This is a genomic window from Faecalicatena sp. Marseille-Q4148 (assembly GCA_018228665.1).
Taxonomy (GTDB): Bacteria; Bacillota; Clostridia; order Lachnospirales; family Lachnospiraceae; genus UBA9414.
In genome coordinates this window covers 2,997,801-3,016,798 of record CP073692.1, presented here as the reverse complement: position 1 = coordinate 3,016,798, position 18,998 = coordinate 2,997,801, and the positions used below count along the sequence as shown (strand labels likewise).

Annotated in this window: 22 protein-coding genes; 4 read left to right on the top strand and 18 right to left on the bottom strand. The window is 41.6% G+C overall.

Annotated features, from left to right (window positions below; genetic code table 11):
- Positions 1-15: 15 nt before the first annotated feature.
- The 11 genes from KFE17_14620 to KFE17_14570 form a co-directional block, all read right to left on the bottom strand.
- Positions 16-885: a KilA-N domain-containing protein gene (locus KFE17_14620; GenBank protein ID QUO32013.1), complete on the bottom strand. Its 870-nt coding sequence runs from the start codon at positions 883-885 to the stop codon at positions 16-18.
- 67 nt (positions 886-952) lie between these two features.
- Positions 953-2,077, bottom strand: a complete 1,125-nt coding sequence (locus KFE17_14615) for a DUF262 domain-containing protein (protein QUO32012.1) — start codon at positions 2,075-2,077, stop codon at positions 953-955.
- Entirely contained in the window at positions 2,067-3,650 is a 1,584-nt protein-coding gene (locus tag KFE17_14610; GenBank protein ID QUO32011.1) for an adenine-specific methyltransferase EcoRI family protein, read from the bottom strand. Before KFE17_14610 ends, KFE17_14615 begins: the two co-directional genes overlap by 11 nt.
- 17 nt (positions 3,651-3,667) lie before the next feature.
- Entirely contained in the window at positions 3,668-3,883 is a 216-nt protein-coding gene (locus tag KFE17_14605) for a helix-turn-helix transcriptional regulator (protein ID QUO32010.1), read from the bottom strand.
- Positions 3,884-4,046: 163 nt separating this feature from the next.
- Positions 4,047-4,421: a TnpV protein gene (locus tag KFE17_14600; GenBank protein ID QUO32009.1), complete on the bottom strand. Its 375-nt coding sequence runs from the start codon at positions 4,419-4,421 to the stop codon at positions 4,047-4,049.
- A 17-nt stretch (positions 4,422-4,438) separates the two neighbouring features.
- Positions 4,439-5,869, bottom strand: a complete 1,431-nt coding sequence (locus tag KFE17_14595) for a MobA/MobL family protein (GenBank protein QUO32008.1) — start codon at positions 5,867-5,869, stop codon at positions 4,439-4,441.
- A gap of 384 nt (positions 5,870-6,253) precedes the next feature.
- Positions 6,254-6,487 (bottom strand): complexin-2, encoded by a 234-nt coding sequence (locus KFE17_14590; protein QUO33740.1) that lies wholly within the window; start codon positions 6,485-6,487, stop codon positions 6,254-6,256.
- A gap of 97 nt (positions 6,488-6,584) precedes the next feature.
- The gene (locus KFE17_14585; GenBank protein ID QUO32007.1) at positions 6,585-7,727 is read right to left on the bottom strand and encodes an AAA family ATPase; all 1,143 of its coding nucleotides are present in this window, start codon (positions 7,725-7,727) and stop codon (positions 6,585-6,587) included.
- Entirely contained in the window at positions 7,717-8,052 is a 336-nt protein-coding gene (locus tag KFE17_14580) for a hypothetical protein (GenBank protein QUO32006.1), read from the bottom strand. Before KFE17_14580 ends, KFE17_14585 begins: the two co-directional genes overlap by 11 nt.
- Entirely contained in the window at positions 8,042-9,133 is a 1,092-nt protein-coding gene (locus KFE17_14575; protein ID QUO32005.1) for a site-specific integrase, read from the bottom strand. The genes KFE17_14580 and KFE17_14575 overlap by 11 nt, the downstream gene beginning before the upstream one ends.
- Positions 9,133-9,321, bottom strand: a complete 189-nt coding sequence (locus KFE17_14570; protein QUO32004.1) for a LysR family transcriptional regulator — start codon at positions 9,319-9,321, stop codon at positions 9,133-9,135. The genes KFE17_14575 and KFE17_14570 overlap by 1 nt, the downstream gene beginning before the upstream one ends.
- A 180-nt stretch (positions 9,322-9,501) precedes the next feature.
- Between KFE17_14570 and KFE17_14565 the strand changes: the two genes are divergently transcribed.
- On the top strand, positions 9,502-10,035 hold the full coding sequence (locus tag KFE17_14565; protein QUO32003.1) for a helix-turn-helix transcriptional regulator: 534 nt from the start codon (positions 9,502-9,504) through the stop codon (positions 10,033-10,035).
- Between the two features lie 260 nt (positions 10,036-10,295).
- Here the strand turns inward: KFE17_14565 and KFE17_14560 are convergent, their stop codons facing one another.
- The 7 genes from KFE17_14560 to KFE17_14530 all read right to left on the bottom strand — a co-directional run bounded on the left by KFE17_14560 (position 10,296) and on the right by KFE17_14530 (position 16,472).
- Positions 10,296-11,972, bottom strand: coding sequence for a DUF4368 domain-containing protein (locus KFE17_14560; protein ID QUO32002.1), 1,677 nt, complete (start codon positions 11,970-11,972; stop codon positions 10,296-10,298).
- A gap of 91 nt (positions 11,973-12,063) precedes the next feature.
- Positions 12,064-12,198: a transposon-encoded TnpW family protein gene (locus KFE17_14555; protein ID QUO33739.1), complete on the bottom strand. Its 135-nt coding sequence runs from the start codon at positions 12,196-12,198 to the stop codon at positions 12,064-12,066.
- Between the two features lie 462 nt (positions 12,199-12,660).
- Complete coding sequence (locus KFE17_14550; protein QUO32001.1) at positions 12,661-12,903, bottom strand: helix-turn-helix domain-containing protein; 243 nt, start codon at positions 12,901-12,903, stop codon at positions 12,661-12,663.
- Complete coding sequence (locus tag KFE17_14545; GenBank protein QUO32000.1) at positions 12,888-13,322, bottom strand: sigma-70 family RNA polymerase sigma factor; 435 nt, start codon at positions 13,320-13,322, stop codon at positions 12,888-12,890. Before KFE17_14545 ends, KFE17_14550 begins: the two co-directional genes overlap by 16 nt.
- Before the next feature lie 452 nt (positions 13,323-13,774).
- Positions 13,775-15,460, bottom strand: coding sequence for an ABC transporter ATP-binding protein (locus tag KFE17_14540; GenBank protein ID QUO31999.1), 1,686 nt, complete (start codon positions 15,458-15,460; stop codon positions 13,775-13,777).
- A gap of 14 nt (positions 15,461-15,474) precedes the next feature.
- Positions 15,475-15,714, bottom strand: a complete 240-nt coding sequence (locus tag KFE17_14535; protein ID QUO31998.1) for a hypothetical protein — start codon at positions 15,712-15,714, stop codon at positions 15,475-15,477.
- A gap of 110 nt (positions 15,715-15,824) precedes the next feature.
- A complete protein-coding gene (locus KFE17_14530) occupies positions 15,825-16,472 on the bottom strand; it encodes a TetR/AcrR family transcriptional regulator (protein ID QUO31997.1) in 648 nt (215 codons plus the stop codon).
- A gap of 204 nt (positions 16,473-16,676) precedes the next feature.
- On the opposite strand from KFE17_14530, the gene KFE17_14525 reads away from it, so the two are divergent.
- From KFE17_14525 to KFE17_14515, 3 genes are all read left to right on the top strand, one after another.
- Positions 16,677-17,030, top strand: coding sequence for a helix-turn-helix domain-containing protein (locus KFE17_14525; protein QUO31996.1), 354 nt, complete (start codon positions 16,677-16,679; stop codon positions 17,028-17,030).
- Between the two features lie 246 nt (positions 17,031-17,276).
- A complete protein-coding gene (gene mobC, locus KFE17_14520) occupies positions 17,277-17,606 on the top strand; it encodes a plasmid mobilization relaxosome protein MobC (GenBank protein QUO31995.1) in 330 nt (109 codons plus the stop codon).
- On the top strand, positions 17,567-18,910 hold the full coding sequence (locus KFE17_14515; GenBank protein ID QUO31994.1) for a relaxase/mobilization nuclease domain-containing protein: 1,344 nt from the start codon (positions 17,567-17,569) through the stop codon (positions 18,908-18,910). The genes mobC and KFE17_14515 overlap by 40 nt, the downstream gene beginning before the upstream one ends.
- Positions 18,911-18,998 lie beyond the last annotated feature (88 nt).

The window sequence follows — 18,998 nt, the reverse complement described above, 5'->3', positions numbered from 1 at the left end:
CACATTATCTGTTTTCTAATTGTTTTTTCCTGTATCTTCAATAAGATTCCGTTTCAATACCTGTATCGTTTCCTGATTCTTTTTAAGAATTTCAAGTTGTCGATATGCCTTTTCTCGTAATATCTTTAGTCGTTCAATTTTAGGCACATCCTGTCTTATCAAATCTGCATTTGTATCCTCCAGATTGATAAGCACAACCAATTCTTCCGCAGAAGCAAAATCTCTGATATTAGGAGTTTTAGCTTTTATTCCTTTTTCATTTCTCCATTGTGCTGCTGTTTTTCCAAACAAAGCCATATTTAGAATATCTGCTTCTGAAGCATATGTATATGCCATTTCCTGCGGAGATAATGTGGGCGTTATCAAAAATTCTTTTACCGCATCTGTATGGATACGATAATTTATTTTTGAAAGTTCTCTCTTTACATCCCATCCGATTGCTAACCGATCTGCTTCATCTTTCTTTAATCGCTGATAATCTTTGATGATATAAAGCTTAAATTCCGGCGAAATCCATGAAGCAAACTCAAACGCTATATCCGTATGAGCATAAGTGCCGCCATATCGTCCCGATTTTGATACTATACCAATTGCATCCGTTGCTTTTATCCATTGCTGCGGTGTCAACGTAAAAGCATTATCTCCAGATTCCGCTTTAAACCTATCGAATTCGATAGGTTTAAATTTGGGATTGTGAATTTGTTCCCACAAGCCCAAAAATGAAATCGTAGAATGATTACGCATCCAATTTGCCACCACGATAAAGGCATTATCCGGATTTTTATATTTGGCAATGTCAGTAAGCGAAATATAAGCGTCTTCATTAACAACATCGCCCATCACTCTGATTTCTGTTCCATTGGCATCTATTTTCATATTTTTCATAGAGTCTTTATCTCCTTTTTATCAGCGTTTTCTTAAATAGGAATCTGAAAAAACTTATTTCACTCTATCAATACTTGTCTGTCTTTTTACCATTACAGTCTTTACAAAGCATTTGACAATTTTCAGGAATAGTCTGTCCACCTTTACTCCACGGCTTAATATGGTCGCCTTCCATTTCATTAAACTCAAAATGCTGTCCGCAAATAGGACAAATTCCATTTTGTCTACTATACGCTGCCATTTTATCCCGCTTATCAAATGCTCGTAAATTTAATAATCGTCCTGCATATGGGTCTGTTTCCCTGCAAAGCAAATATTCATAAATTCCTTTCGACTTCTGCACATCCTCATCCTCATGCAAACGCTTTACTTCATCATTCATTGCAGACGAATTGTATGAACGGTCGTGATATTCATTATAAAGATAGCACCAGTCTAATCCTTTCATATCTGCATAATATTTGGGGAAAATTTTCTGTGCCCAGTAAATAACATCTTGAAAATATTGCCACAATTCATCGGCATCTGCGTCCGATTTATGCAAAGCCATATATTCCGTAATATCCTTTATTCCCTGATATTCACAGATACCTCTAAGAGCTTTTTCAAGAAGCTCCTGGCGATTAGGATCACCCGTAATATATTTATCGGATAAACCTTTTGCTGCACAGTTTCTCTTTGAAAAATGCAATTTTGCATCTGAAAGCCACTCTCCTGTATAACTAATATTTCTAATTTCCTGATCTGTCAGTTTTTCTCCCGCTATATTTACAACCGTAAACCAGTCTAATTTTTCAGAATCCGTTCCCTCGCAGATATAAATCATAAAATCATAATTCATAATTGCATTATATTTATCGTCTGGCAACGCATCCCAATAAAATTTCTTGCCATCAATCGTAATCGGAAACTGATGCTTTAAATATTGCATTACTGACAAAGTTCGTTGCTGACCGTCAAGAACTTCGTACTGTTCATCCCCAGTTTTTACCCAATACATAACATTTAATGGAAAGCCTTTCAAAACTGTATGAATGACCGCTTCCGCTTGCTTTTGGTCATATACAAATTCTCTCTGATATGGAGGACGAATAGCCAACCTTCCACCATACGCAAATACTCCATCATCGCCATTATCTACATAACTTTCAAACACATCTCTGATTTTAATTGATTTTGGCTCAATTTTCATTGCCGTTTCTCCTTCTGATTAAAATTCGTGGATATATACTTAATAAATATCCATCTACATTATCTGCCGTATAGTACACTGTACCAGTCGGTTTATCTTTTACACAAAGTGCAGCACGTGTATTCACTTTACTACCACCCTGTAATGTGCCATTTTTATTATGCTGGACAGCATTTTCAAAAAGTGCAGTCATTTCATAATCAACTGTGTTTCCTAATGTGATACCCAAAATTTCAAATTGTTTCGGATTATATTTATCCAAAAAAGTAATTGGTACACCCATTATCCCGTTACATCTTACGCCTAATAACGATTCTGTCATAGAGTCGTTTATACTCTGCGCTGTCTGATGACAATTCTGTCGTATAGGCAACGGTAGAGCTGCTCTGCTCTGCTCTGCTCTGCTCTGCTCTGCTCTGCTCTGCTCTGCTCTGCTCTGCTCTGCTCTGCTCTGCTCTGCTCTGCTCTGCTCTGCTCTGCTCTGCTCTGCTCTGCTCTGCTCTGCTCTCAGATTGTTATTGGTTTCTTCAGCCTTGTCAAGTGGTAAATAAAATCTCACTCCGCCTGCAACATAGCTCCCTTTTGGTGCAATTTCTGACATAGGTCTTCCTAACCATCTGCTTGCCCCAATAATCTCAAACTGTTCAGGGTTGTGCTTGTCCAGATATGTAATTGGTACACCCATTTCCTCAAAATAATCGCAAGGAATATCAGCAACCTTATCTACATTAATGGCATCATAATTCGCATAATGCGGATAATCTTCTTCATTACCATAATACTTGCGATACAAAATCAGTTTCTCATGTCGTTTACCATGATCAAGATTGGTAAACCAACGAACTCCTTTAACACGAATATATTTTCTTCCATTTTCATCTACACCGCATCCCGCTGCTCTAAGCGGATAATTATCAGGTACATAAAATTTTCTATCGCCACTATGAATACTAACCCCTAACCACAGTTCGTCATTTTGAATTAGTGGAAATATTTCTTTGTATGTAATTGCATTGACGTTGCCTATAATCAAAAACTTCTTCTCATATTTCATTAACAATGCAACATATTCTCGGAATAAACTAAATGGTGGATTTGTAACTACAATGTCCGCTTGTTTTAAATACTCAATACATTCATCTGAACGAAAATCGCCATCCCCATTCAATTTCTTAACTCCACGTTTTTTGGATTTTAACAATTTATCAATATCTTCATCTGATACACCACGACCATTCGCCATTGGAACTTCTTTTATATCCATAACGTAACCGTGTCCATTTTTTGTCGTAACCTGTTCGCCAAGATAATCCCATATTGTCATTTGTCTCCACGCCACTGATGAAGTACTATATGATGTACAAATCAAACGTTTCAATCCAAGATAATTAAAATTCCTCAAAAAGAACTTACAGAAATTACTTTCAAATGGGTCATCGCAATTACATAAAACTGTCTTTCCCTTAAAGTGCTTTTCATAATGATTTAATTCACTCTGTATATCCTCATATTGAGTATAAAATTCATCCTTTTTTGCAACACCAGCTGCATGTAAATTCGCATTATTTGCCATTACTTTATCTCCTTGTTTCACTGTTCAACTTCATCATCTACAAATTCCATAATATCATTAACATCACAATCCAAAGCTGAACATATCTTATATAAAACATCAGTAGAAACATCCTGCCCTTTTACCAGTTTAGACAAGGAATAATGGGTCAAATGTGCTTCCCGTTCCAGATCACTTTTTTTCATATCTCTATCAATCAAAAGTTTCCAAAGCCTTTTGTAACTGACTGCCATTCAGAAATCCTCCCGTAAATAATTCGACATACACAGTATAGTGCATAAAAAATCTTTTTTCAATTATTTTTGATGAATTTCATACATTTTTTTCGATATTCAAATATATAATGCAGCGGTAAAAACATATCATATATCTTCATGTTCTTTACCGCTGTTCGAATTATATATAGATTATCTGATGATTCACAATCTCCCTCGCACATGCCTGTATGTCATTCATCCTGCCTATCCATTCCCAAACGTTCTCTACCTTTAACTGTTCCGTGATTCCCTGTGCCTGTTTCATCTGCTCTATAATCCTTTCAAAGCGTTCCTGTGCTTGTTCCTCTATATCTGCAAGATAACTATTCAGCCTGCCACTTGTAAGCAGAGTAATATAAACCGCTCTCTTATACTCTTTCAAATAACGTAAATGTCTTTGTCCCCATACGCCTACAAACCTCTGTTCTTCCTCCGGCAAGGTAAGACAGGGGATAAGATAATCCCCATGTCTGATATAAGTGCCGCCTATTTCTTCAAATATTGTTTTCTTCATAATCGTTTCCACCTTTCTTATCGTTCTCTATCCATAGATTTTTTCTTGACTGACCGTTTCGGCTGCTGTCTGCCTTCCTGCTGATAGCGGTGCAGCTTTTCCAATACGCTTGTTTTTTTCGGTTGTTCTAACAGTTTCTCTCTCTTCTGTTTTGTCTGATTTTTCCATGCCCTTAGTTCTTCGTTGTATTCTATAATCAATCCTTCTGTCTTGTTATAAACCTTCTGAAAGGCTTGCACATTGGGATAGCCTTCCCGCTTTACTATCTGTTCCAAACTCTTGTGCAGACGTTTCTCCAAATCCTCTAACAGTTCAATTTTCCCCTCCAAAGATTTTCGCTCTTTGCCTTTAAATAGTCCTCGTAACTCTGACAGTTGCTTTTTCAAAGAAGAAATATCCTGCTGTGTGCGTTTTATCTCCATGGACTGTCTCTGCAATTCATACATGAGCTTCTGCATATCTTTCCATTCCTGCAAATCAATCTTGGGTACAGGTTTCGGCGGTAGTTTAAATTTGAAAATTACCTCCTGCAAAAAGTCTTTCGCACCTCGGATAATCTGACGTAACATATCCGGCAGCCAACCATGTATCCTGATAGATTGCAGCGTTCTGTCTGTGATTTTTTCCTGCTTGATTTTCAAAATATCTTCTTCAGGAACGCCTTCAACTAATGCCACATCAACTGTCCGATTCCATTCCTGCCTTGCCGCATTGTCTGCCTTTATCTCCTCTGCTTTCGGATTGTTCTTTCCGATTTTCTTCGTTGCCAGATATACGCCACCCTGTTGGAATACGGATAATTTTTCTGATTCCTCTTTTACATATCGGTTGATCGTATCGGTAAACAGTTCCTTGACTTCTTTGGTAAATGCTTTGTTCTTAAACCATTCATCCTTTTTCGTGAAGATATGGCTTTCATAAATTTCGCCTTTGGGGATAATACTGCACCCTGCCCGGATATTTCCCTGCTCGTCTAAAATCTCTTTTTTCGTGCGTCTATGCTTTCCCTGTTCATCATAAAACATATTTCGGGTGGCAATCTTCACTTCAGGCTGCTCCAACATTTTCCGTTCACTGAATACCAGATGAATATGATAATTCGTCTTTGCCTTGTTGTGATGAAGGGCAGCGATGCACTCCACACCGTATCTTTTATGGAAAGTCTCCGTAAAAATCCTTACCACATCATCTGCCCTGTACTGAACAAAACTTTCTGGAAGCGCTATGATAAACTCACGCCCTTCAATACATTTCCCTGCTGAACCACTTGCCTTAAAATCCAACTGATTTTCTCTTGCAAGATTTTTCCAAAACTCCGGTGTTACTCCTTCTGTCTGATAGGTCGCATAGAGATATTCCTGCCGTTTCGGATTAGAGATATAATCAATCCTTCCTGCCACATCGGACAGCTTACTTTGTCTGATAAATGAATGTCTGCCTATAAGCATCCTCCTTCCCCGGCTCTCGCCGACTTTATTGTGAGTAGGTGCATAGGCACCTGTTTACGAACTGATTGCCGTGTCCGGCATAAGCCTCGCAGAGCGAAATACACAGAGTATAAACCGTAGGTTTGTGCGATGGGTGTATTTCGCTCTCAAACGCCGAGGGCTTGTTTTTATTTAACAAAGTCCGATTACTTCTCGGACTCACGCTTAAATTTATGGGCGTATCCGCCCTTTTTCTCTGCCCGTATCCGGGCTACTTTTTCTTTCCGACTTCTTTAAACCTTTGAACCACACCATTCATAATGAAATCGAATTTATATCCACTTCCTGCCTTATCTGTTATTCACAGGGGTGTGCCACACCCCTGTCCTTATCATCAAGGAAGAATTACCAACGGAAACTCTCCGGCACTCCTCGCCTGTCCAAATATTCTTTTCTTGCCTGTTCCCGTTCTTCCTCTGTCGGTGCAGTTTTTGATTTTCCAAACAGGTCACGCATGACCATCTTGTCCAACTTTTTTTCCAACTCCTGCTTAATCTCTTTCTCGCTACTCTCATCTTCCATCAAGTGAAAGCGGAGCAGCTGCATAAATAATTCCTGTGATATTTGCACGTTTCTCATCATATCCCATCCTCTCCGTGACGGTATGTGACAGTTGTGACGGTTATTTCGATACCGCCCCCGCTGTCAAAAATACCGTCACAACCGTCACCAACTGTCACGCTGTTTCCGTATCGTCTTTCCAAAACCGTATTTTTCTTCCATCGTGGGTGCGGTTGCTCTTATAATAAATGCCATGCTCTGCATACAATCGCCCTGAAAGAACATTCAGTTTTCGTGTGATGACATGGGGCTGAATTTCTACCTTTATCAGCGAAACCAGTTCCGTTGCTGAGCCTTCCCAAAAGGATTTATCCTTCATAATAAGTTCGTCAATCTCATCCAGTAAAGGCTCTGGCGGTTCCTTCCACAGTTCAGTTTCTGCCCTTTGCAGTTCCCACAATAACGTTTCTGTATTGCGGATAAGATATAGCTTTTGGTCTTGCTGATCTCTGCCCGATACTTCCAAAGTTGCTGCATTGCCTGTCCGTTTTTCTTTCTGAAGGAGAAATGCTCCGTCTGCCGCACCAAGCAGTCCGCTTGTTCCCGAAATCATATCAAACTTATCATCCGCCGTCTGTTTCCTTGTGTGGTGTACGAGCAGGATACAAAGACCGTGGGCGTCTGCAAAGCTTTTCAGCCTTGCCATAATCTGATAATCGTTGGCGTAGCTGTAATTATCTCCGCCGACCTCACGCACCTTTTGAAGTGTATCAATGATAATCAGTTTCGTGTCCGTATGCTCCGCCACAAACCTTGCAAGCTGTTCATCCAGCCCTTTCCCTAGCTGGCTGGCGGAAGCAGAAAAGAAAAGATTGTCCGCACTCTCTGTTCCAAACATCCGATACAGACGTTCCTGTAAGCGGCGGTAATCATCCTCAAGGGCAAGATACAGTACCGTTCCTTTTCGGGTGGTATAATTCCAAAGCGGTGTTCCTGTGCTGACGTGATAGGCAAGCTGTGCCATCAGAAAACTCTTTCCCAGTTTGGGAGAACCTGCAAAAATATATGTGCCGGGGTAGAGCAGACCGTCGATCAACGGCGGCTTGCTCTGATACTGGGTGTCAAACAGCTCATTCATGGAAACTGCTTTGAGATAGGAGGGGTCTAAACTCAACTGCATTTCTCTCTGCATTTCCTCAAAACTCTTGATATTTTCCTCATACTCGGATATACTATTTTCAGCGATTTTTTGAATTGGCTGCCTTTCATCTGCGCCAACAGATGGATTAAAGGCAGTCTTTTCTTTTTTATTCTCCATTCTCATCCTCTCCTTTCAGACCGCCAAGAATAATGGCAATCAGTTCAATTACATTCAGTAGTTCCTCATCCACGCTATTCCCTGCTTCAATCCGCTTTAACTCTGTAAGGACAGCGGCAAGTTCCAGTTTGAGTGCCTTATACACTCTCGGATTGCCCTGTACCACCACATCCTGATTCAGACAGCGGCGATAACAATATTCCTGTTTGGGCAGCCCCGATAAGGCAACCGCCTTGTTGATGCGTTCATTTTCTTCGGGAGATACCCGAAATCCTACTGTGATGTTTCTCCATCGGTTTTTGTTATCCCTGTTCTTAGCTGACATTTGCAATCTCTCCTTTCCCTAAATCATCTAATCTGTCTGCCATTTCCGTCTGTTTTGACGGGAACAGATGAGCGTACTGGTAAGTGATGTCAATGCTTTCATGCCCCACACGGTCTGCAATCGCCACCGCCGAAAATCCCATATCAATGAGCAAACTGATGTGGCTGTGCCTGAGATCATGAATGCGGATACGCTTTACACCTGCGGCTTCTGCCCCTCTGTCCATCTCGTGATGGAGATAACTTTTTGTAACTGTAAAAATGCGGTCTTTCTTTTTCAATCCGTAGAGCATTTTCAAATACTCCTGCATTTCTTCACAAAGGAACTTCGGCATTTTGATCATGCGGTTGCTTTTCTTTGTTTTCGGTGTAGTAATCACATCTTCTCCGTGTAGCCGCTGATAAGATTTGTTAATTCTGACCGTTTCTTTCTCAAAATCAAAATCCGCTGCGGTCAGTGCAAGCAGCTCCCCTTCTCGGATACCGCACCAGTAAAGCATTTCAAAAGCATAAAAGGAAACTGGCTTGTCCATCATCTCAAAAGAGAACTTTTTGTATTCTTCTTTTGTCCAAAACAGCATTTCCTTGTGTTCCTCACTTCCCATATTTCCCACCTTTGCGGCAGGATTGGAACGCAACTCATAATAACGTACCGCATGATTAAATATGGCTGACAGTTGATTATGCAGCGTTTTTAGATAGGTCTGTGAGTATGGCTTTTTCTTCTCATCCCGATAGGCAAGCAGTTCATTCTGCCATGTGATAATCTCCTTTGTGGAAATCTCGCTGATTCTTAACTTGCCAAAATACGGAAGTATCTTCGTGCGGATGATATGCTCCTTTGTCAGCCACGTGTTCTCCTTCAGACGGGTTTTCACATCCCGGATATACAGTTCGGTAAAGGCTTCAAAGCTCATATCAAGGTCAGACGCATTCTGTAACTGGAACATTCTCTCCCATTCCTGAGCTTCTTTCTTGGTGGCAAAACCACGTTTGCATTTCTGCTTACGCTCGCCTTTCCAGTTCACATACCTTGCCATCACATACCATGTTCCATTGTCCTCATTCTTAAATACCGGCATTACTTTTCCTCCTTTCCTGCTCCGTAGAGCCTTTCGTAAAAATATTGGCGGTTCACACGCCCTGTAATCGTAATAAAACCTTTGGCTTTCAGTTCCTCATTCAGCTGTCGGATTAACTTATAGGCATAAGGCTTTGATACGCTTAGTTCCTGTGCCACTTCTTCGGCACGAATAAATTTGTTCTCCATAGATTGCCCTCCTCTTTCTCTAAACTTATTTGTTTAATTTTGAACCTATTATACTAAGCATATTTGTTTGTGTCAAGTGGTTTTCGGAAGAATATTAAACTTTTTTGTTTTGTATTATCTTGACTTTGCCTAAACATATCTGCTATACTGATTACACTACATATACAAGGAGCGATGATTATGGCGATTGGAGAGAGAATACATTTTTTCCGCATTCTGCGTGGAATGACACAAAAATATCTTGGTACGATTGTCGGTTTTCCTGAGCGAAGTGCCGATGTACGTTTAGCACAATATGAAACAGGAACAAGAAAACCAAAAGCGGAACTTACTGCTGCACTGGCACAGGCACTTGATGTTTCCCCTCATGCCCTCGATGTACCCGATATTGACAGCTATATCGGACTGATGCACACTTTGTTTACCCTTGAAGATTTATACGGTCTGACTGTCAGCGAAGCAGACGGAGAAGTCTGTCTGAAAGTCAACAAGAACAAAGGAAAAGACGCTCACGAACTACTGAAAATGCTCTATGCTTGGAAAGAACAGGCGGACAAGTTATCTTCCGAAGAAATCAGTAAAGAAGAATACGATAACTGGCGTTACCACTATCCAAAGTTCGATACCACACAGAGATGGGCGAAAGTGCCATCACAGGAACTTAGTGACGCCTTAGTTGAAATGTTCAAAGATCAACTCAAACCAGATAAATAAAGACGACAAAAAGCCCTTAGCCATGAGTTTCATACCCACAGCTAAGGGCTTAGTTTATAATATGGATTTATTTGTTACACAACCGCCTGTCAATCATTCTCTAACCATAAAACCACTGGATTACAAGAATAATGGCTCTTATGCAACTGTTATCAATTTGTTATCAAAAGACTTTTGAAAGTGCCGCAAACCCGCATAAATGTGAGGGTTTCGTAAGGATGGTTTTTTAAGTAAGGATTTGCGGTATGGCATTTTTGGTGCTATACCGCTTTTCCTTTCCATAAAGTGACCTTTGAATGGTCGAATGTTCCGATGTGATTGTAGATAATCTCGATTTCCTGTAAACGCCGCCCGCTGCTTTTGTCTGGGGCATGAACAATTATCCTATCCACAAACTCATGCAGTATTTCAGGTGTAAGCTCTGTTAGGTTGGTGTACTTCTTCACAATGGAGAGGAAACGGTCAACATTGACACTCTGTTTTTCTGCCTGCTGGATATGCTCCTGTAACCTTGTCATTTCTTCCTGCAAGTCAGCCTGTTCTGTGTCATATCCCTTTGACAGTTTCATAAACCGTTCATCCGACAGTTTGCCGCTGATGTTGTCCTCATAGATACGCTGGAAAAGGTTATCCAGCTCTTTCATGCGGCTTTGGATTTCCGACATTCTCTTTTTCTGTTTTGTCAGTTCCTTGTTCCTCTGGCGTACATCCGTATCCATCACCATGCGGATAAATTCATCCTCATACTGTGACACATAGCCGATCACTTCCCGCAGGTTGTCAAGAACAATCTGTTCAACAACTACATTACGGATATAGTGCATGGTACAGGATTTTGTATTCCCGCGATAATTGGAACATACATAGTTGTGTTTCTCGGCAGGTTCATCCACCCTGCGGTGAAAACTCATTTTGCTACCGCAGTCCGCACAAAAGAGCAAACCAGAGAACATGGGCATTTCCCCCATTTTAGTAGGGCGCTTTTTGCCCTGACGAATTTTCTGAACAATATCGAAAGTCTCCTGATCGATGATCGGTTCATGGGTATCCCTAAAGATTTTCCATTGGGAGGAGTCATTGTCGATCTTCTTTTTCACCTTGTAGGATTTAACATGGGTTTTGAAGTTGACGGTATGCCCCAGATACTCCATGCGTTCCAGGATTTTTGATACTGCCGGTGCGTTCCATTGATAAGGTATTTCAGGAACCACCGAAGGCTGTTTCAGTCCTTTGCTTACCGCATACATAGTAGGGCAAAGGATTTTTCTTTCTGTCAGAATGTTGGCGATCTGAGTAGGACCGTATCCTCCAACACATAGGGAAAAGATTTCTCGGACAACTGCCGCTGCCTCATCATCCACCAGCCACTCTTTGAGATTATCAGGATTTTTTCGGTATCCATAAGGGGCATGAGAGCCGATATGCTCGCCGGCCATTCCTTTGGCCTTTTTTACGGCTCTGATTTTTTTGCTTGTGTCCTTTGCATACCATTCATTGATGATATTGCGAAAAGGTGTGAACTCGTTATCCCCCTGGGTACTGTCCACTCCGTCATTTACGGCGATAAAGTGAATGTCATGGTCCGGGAAGATGATCTCGGTGTACATTCCCACCTGCAGGTAGTCACGGCCAAGACGGGACATATCCTTTACGATAATCCTTTTTATCTTGCCTGCCTCAACATCTGCAATCATCCTCTGAAAATCGGGGCGGTTGAAATTAGTTCCTGAGTATCCATCATCAATATAATACAGATAGTTGGAGTAGCCGCGGTCCAATGCGTATTTTTTGAGGATTTTCTTCTGGTTTACAATACTGTTGCTGTCACCCTCCTGTTTATCATCCTGGGATAGACGGCAGTACAGAGCCGTTATATCATCAGTCAGAAGTTCCGCCGGATTGCGAAGTACATTGAATGTGTTTGACTGCTGTAACATAATAACCTCCTTATCCGACAGTCAAACAGACATTGCTTTGCTTACCTTTATTATACCGCGCTGTCTGGGAACTGTCTGCTGCTTTCAATGCCTAACTGGAAACATTTTTTCGGAGATCATTTCTGATAAGTCTTTTTACCTTTGTCACAGCGTCCTCCGTAGCTGTTTCTTTTGAACGAGAAGACACCACATAAGCGGTGTTCCCGATTTTATATTCACGCACCATGTCAGGTGCCTTTTTTTTTGTTTTTTGCATATAAATCCCTTTCTACTGTAAAAAACGATAGATAAGTAGAAAATAGGCTGGTCCAAACGGCCTTTAGCAAGGCTCCACAGGAATTTCACCTCCGCATGGTTCTCATGCGGCCCTACCCATTGCCTGCGACGCCTCACGGTTCCCGGACCGCTGTACGCTCGGACTGTGGCTATAAGGGAGTATCTGCCCCTCTGCGAGTTATCGCCCACAGGATGCTACACCTGTTCCATGGCATGGTACTGATCGCTCGCCCGGAACGGGGTCATGGCGTACCTGCCGCATGGCTCGGCACAGAGGGAATGTATCTGGCTGCCCTATACTGTCACGGAATTATCAGCCGGACTTTCTTTGTCAAAGAGCGATCTCGGAACCGGTCAGGCTCCACCGCAGAGGCGAGGAAAGGGAGAAAAACACGCCTCGTTGGTATGTACCTTAGATCGGCAGAACCTTGAAACCTGTTACAATGCTATACAGCAACTTTGCCTCCAGGCGAAGCCTCATATCTTCGTCCACACAGAGGTGTTCGTTGCCGTATTCATCTTTCATAGGTCTCATGGCGAGGAAACGAATATAGCCCTTGTAATGATTGAGTACAGCATTTAAGGCTCTCTCGTCACCCTCTGAGGCTGCCAGGATCACCGGCAGCGGTATGGGCTCTCTTATGTTTCGGGCCATTCAAATCCCTCCTTTTCCAAATACTCACGCAGTTCTTTAAGGATACCGCTGCGCCGTTTACTGATAGCCTGGCGGACCACATTAAGCTGCTCGCTTATTTCACGGTCCGTCATTCCCAGGAAGTAGGACAGCAGGATCACGTCCCGCTTGTCCTCCGGCAACTGCGACAGAGCCTCTGCCAGCAGATCACCGACCACAAACACTTTCTGTCCAAGCACTTCAAAGACATATTCGTCCTGAAAATACTTGTCATAGGAGGCGGCCTGTGCCAGCTCGTCCGGCGATAGTTCATCCAGAGATTTCTCATGGTCACGCTGCCTTGTATATTCTTTAAGAATATCTTTGGCTGCGTTTTTCAAAACCCTGGTACAAAATCCGCCAAACTGATTTTGAACACGCTGCTCATAGGAGTTTTTCATTTTCTCACCTCCTTTCGCAACCGCGGCGAAAGCGGGTGATAGATTTCCTCCCTTTCGCAGGGGTAACTGCGAAAATTGGTTTTTGGCAACCAAGATCGGAGAAAAATTTTGAAAAGTTCCTGCAGGAAGCCGGATACTGTCCAAAAAGCAGAAAAGCCCGACTGCATAATGCAGCCGGGCAAGATAAAAACTGCTATATGATGATGTGTGTGTTCATCTTCATAGCCGTAATGATCTGATTTATCAGTCTGGCTTTTTTTGATAAGTTAGAAGGATGAAAAACAAATAAGGACATGACGATACCTCCTGGATACCGCCGTGTCCTTAAAAATGGGTGACTTTAATACACCCTCCGTATTCTCATTTTGAAAAAGGAAAACGGCGGCTTTGATTTATAAATTTCAAAGCCGCCGTAAGGTAAACCAGTAGCGGCTTTCCCTTAAATAAAATGCCTATTTTTTCAGTTGGTAGAAATCATAAAATGCAGCGTGTTTTGCAATAAGAGTTTCAAATGTGCCATGCTCAATGATTCTTCCGTCTGCCATAAAAATAATCTCGTCATAGAGTTCAAGAATGTCTTTACTCATATTGTGTGTGATTGTAAGCAGCGTTAAATCAGATATTGCTAATAACCTGCTTTCAATGTCATACGCAGTCTGCATATCAATAGCAGAAGTACCCTCGTCTAAAATTAACAGCGGCTTTTTACGAATTAAAGCTCTTGCTACCGCAATTCGCTGTTTCTGCCCGCCGGAAAGGTTATTACCATTTTCCCCAACATGATAATCCAGTCCGTTTGGTACTTGTTCAATGAAATGCAATAAGCCACTATCAGATAGTACAGATTGTAATTCTTCTTTGCTATAATTTTCATGCAAGCAAATATTCTCTAAAATGCTTTCGTCAAACATATAGACGTTCTGATGAATAACCGACGACAAAGAGGTTACTTTATCAATATCCACAATAGAAAGATTATCTTCATCATACAGAACATTGCCTTTGAAATCAGAATAATATCCGGCAATCAGCTTGATAAGCGTAGATTTTCCGCAGCCACTTTTACCAACAAAGGCATATTTTTTTCCTTTTTTAATGGATAATGAAATACCGTTTATGACGTCATTTTCTTTATCATAGGAAAAATGCAAATCCTCTACACAAATCATTTCATTGAAAGTAGGGGGCTTTTGGGTATCTGTGTCTTGTTTCTTATAATCTGAAAATTCATTTAACTTCTGTGCAATCGGCTTGATACTTTTAATTTTGGGAATATTACTAAAAATAATTAAAAGCGGATTTGCAAGGTTACTGCTAACCTGTACCATACCTAATAACGCTCCCGCACTGATACGCCCAATAATAATGAAGTATGCTGAAAGGAAAACAACAACAACTTGAACAAGAAGTGCAAGAACCATAGAAACTGCTTCATTTGCAGCAATCGCTTTATCAACGGAATATTTTGCTTTTATCGTGTCCTCGTTGCTTGCCTCAAATCGTGAGAGAACATACTTTTTCATTCGGTAGGACTTAATAACTTCAAAACCGGATAACAGATCTTTTACATGGTTTGTAAAATCGGATAGCATATCAGAATATTTATCCTGTCGTTTAGAGAGCAGTCCTCCGAATAGACTGGGTACAATAAGCATGATAGCGATTGCAATAATCACGCAAACTGTAACGATAATGTCAAAGTAAATCATTACGGCAAGGGAAGCTATAAAAATAATCGTATACTGGATAACTTGCAGTAGAGGAAGTAAATAGTTATCTTCAATCATTTTTACGTCATTGGTAATTGCGGATAGATAATCAGCAGTATTATTTTTTGAGTAGTCCTCAATCGTGTGCCGTTCAATTCCTATAAAGGTTTTAGAACGGACAGCTTTCATGATTTTACAAACAAATTTTTTACTGAACAAAGATTGTAGGTACATGAATACTCCCATAAGAGCAAAGTAGACTAAAGAAAAGAGCAATATTCTGATAAAGCCGTCCATATCACCCATAGCTACAATATCCATAACCTGTTGCAATAAGATAGCAATAAATACATAGGATAGGGAACTGATTGCAGTAAATAATACCGTAAGGAACAGCAACAGTTTGTATTGTTTCAAATAGCGTATCATATATCGGTGTCCTCCTATTTCCTGTTAAAAAGTAAATCACAAACAAGTCCTACTGCCCCTAAACCAAACAGACAAGTAGCTGTTGATTTATAGCCTTTTTCAGATAAGTGTGCAGCTCCTATCATCAGTCCGATTTCTGCCGCAGCAGATATAGACTTAGATACAATGCGGAATGACCGCTTTTTCCATGCTTCATTTGCGGCAACTTCAATTTTGTTTGCAGCATTTTCGATTTTTTGGTCTAAGTTTGACATACTATTCTCCTTTCATACATTAAGACGGTATGTATCTGTTAAAAAAAATAATACCTTACGAATGAATGTAATGTTTGAAAATAAAACTGCCTTTTTCAAGGCAATTTTATTTACTCGCCTACATTTAAGTGTTCAAAGTAATTCTGTGCCATACCGAAAATTTCATCATCAATAATCGGTAAGTTCATACTATCCAACAGGTACTTAATGAAAGCAAACTTTGAAAGTAATTCTTTCGGAGTTGTGGGATAGACCGACGGAATTAACCAAAAATTTGTAAGCAATGGCAAAAGTTCTGAAAGTTCTTTTGCATAGTCGGTTTTGATAGAGCCGTCTGCTATTCCCTCTTGAATAAGCTGTAACCAAAGCGGTGCAATCAATTTTCTGTTTGTGTCAGCCAGTTCTGCTAACAAACGAGGATTTTTCAAAAGAGGAATACTTTGTTTTCCAAGTTCTGTTCTATCAATATCTATATGGTTTAACTTAATGACCTCACGCATTTTTTGTAAACCGTTTAAGTTCTTTTGCTTTTGTACGGTAACAAATGGGTTATTGTCAAAAAAGAGTTTTTCCCCCAATGCGTCAATAATTTCCTCTTTCGACTTGAAATGATGATAAATCGCTCCTTTAGTCAATCCTCCAAGCTCATTTACAATGTCTTGAATAGTTGTATTATCGTAGCCCTTTTCCATGAATAACCGCTGTGATACTTCCAATATCTTTTCAACGGTTACTTCGGGATATTTATTTCTCGCCATTGAGAAACCACCTCCAGCCTTTTTTCATTCGTTTGGTATGTATTTATTATAATCTCAACTCCCTACATTGTCAATATACATTCTTGTGGTATTTATAATACTTTCAAAAGCAAATAATATGCTCTATTTCAGTCAACACTATGATATGTGTACTCATATCATAGAAGAAAGGTGAACGGTAAAATGTAGTTGGGTGAAGTAAGCATGAAAAGAACAACAGAACTATATGATTTCAAGGCGTTCGGCGCCGCTATCAAGGCCGCACGAAAAGCCAAAGGAATATCAAGAAACCAGTTAGCAGATAAGATGGGGATTGCCCCACGGTATATTGCGTCCATAGAAAACAGCGGGCAACATCCAAGCCTGCAAATCTTCTATGAGCTGGTGACATTTCTAGAGGTCTCTGTCGATCAGTTCTTCTTTCCGGACAAGGAAGTGGATAAGTCTACCCAGCGTCGGCAGCTTGACAGCCTGCTGGATGGGATGGGAAGTAAGGAACTAACGATTATGACCGCCACGGCCAAAGGCATACAAGAGGCGAACCGGGAGGAAGAATAACCCTCCGGCACAACTGAACAGAAGTATAAGGACACTATGGGAAATCTGCTCTCATAGTGTTTTTTCTTACCCTTTTAGGTAGCCAAAATGAGGTTTTGAAGGTTACACAAGTACGAAGAACTAAAGAACAGCAAGCACAGCAAACGAGTACCCGTTTGCGATTTTTCCGATTTTCAGGTCCCTTGCCCGAAAATGAAAAATGCTTGTTGGGATAATCCCAAACCCTTAGAAGAACGGAGGAAACCGATGGCGAACCGAAAGAGAAATATCCAGATGAAATTTTGGGTGACAGCCGAGGAAAAAGGGCTGATAGATGAAAAGATGAAGCTGCTCCCCACACAGCGGTATGGGGCGTATCTGCGGAAGATGGCGATTGACGGATACATCATCTACACCGATACTACGGACATAAAGGAGATGAACAAAATCCTGTCAGCCATCAGCCGGAACATCAACCAGATCGCAAAGCGGCTCAATGCGGGAGGTCCAGCCTATGCAGCAGACATTCAGGAGATCAGGGAAAGGCAGGATGAGATATGGCAGTTACAAAGACACATCCTATCAAAACAACGCTAAACAAGGCCATAGCCTATATCTGCAATCCTGGGAAAACGGATGATACCCTCCTGGTATCCTCATTTGGGTGTTCTGCTGAAACTGCCGACATAGAATTTTCCTGGACCCGCCGACATGCCATAGACAAGGGCACCAACCTGGGCCGCCACCTGATACAGGCATTTTCCCCTGGGGAAGTCACACCGGAACAGGCTCATGAGATCGGCATGAAGTTGGCAAATGAGGTGCTGGGCGGCAAGTATGAATTTGTCCTCACAACCCACATAGACAGGGGGCATATCCATAACCATATCATTTTTAACTCTGTCAGCTTTGTGGATTATCGGAAATACCATTCCAATAAGCGGAGTTATCATTTCATCCGTCGCACCAGCGACAGACTTTGTAAGGAATACGGTCTGTCCGTGATCGTGCCGGGGCAGGACAAAGGAAAGAGCTACATTGAGCATACCACCGAGAAAGCGGGAACCAGCTATAAGGCAAAACTGAAAGCCGCCATTGACCGGCTCATTCCCCAGGTATCGGATTTTGAGGAACTGCTGAAACGGATGGAGGCAGAGGGATACGAGATCAAGCGGGGCAAGTATATTTCCTGCAGAGCCACAGGGCAGGAACGGTTTACCCGTATGAAAACCCTGGGCGTGGATTACACGGAGGAAGCCGTTGCCTTCAGGATTGCCGGAGGTTCCCGTCCATCCAGACAGCCGAAGTTAGGCAGTCAGAAGATCAGCCTGCTCATTGACATACAGAACAATCTCAAAGCCCAGGAAAGCGCCGGCTTTGCACACTGGGCGAAGATCAACAACCTAAAAGAGGCGGCCCGCACATTCAATTTCCTCACGGAACACAGCATTACCCATTATGAGCAGTTGCAGGGAAAGGTCGATGAAGTGATGGCCGAACAGGACAGACTCCTGTCCTCCATCAAGGCAAAGGAACAGCGGATAGGCGAGATTGGCCTGCTGATAAAACACGTTTCTGCCTACCGGGAACACAGGCCGGTCTATGAGCAGTACAGAAAATCCTCCGACAAGGAGAAATTCCTGAGAGGTCAGGAAAGCCAGATTATCCTCTTTGAGAGCGCCGCCAAAGCCCTCAAACAGATGGGTGTCCAAAAGCTGCCGGATATTGCCACCCTAAAAAAAGAGATGGCCTCCCTCACCACAGAGAAACAGCAAGAGTATGGGAACTACCAGAAGATCAGGACCCAGGCAAGGGAACTGGATACCATCAAGCGGAATGTGGACCAACTCTTAGCAGTCCCGCAAAAGGAAGGACGGGAGAAGAATCAGGAACGGAGGTAGACTTACATTGAAACGGAAAAATATACATGCTATAATTTATAAAAAAGATTTTCCAGGTGGAGTACAAATTGTATCCCACCTGGAGAAT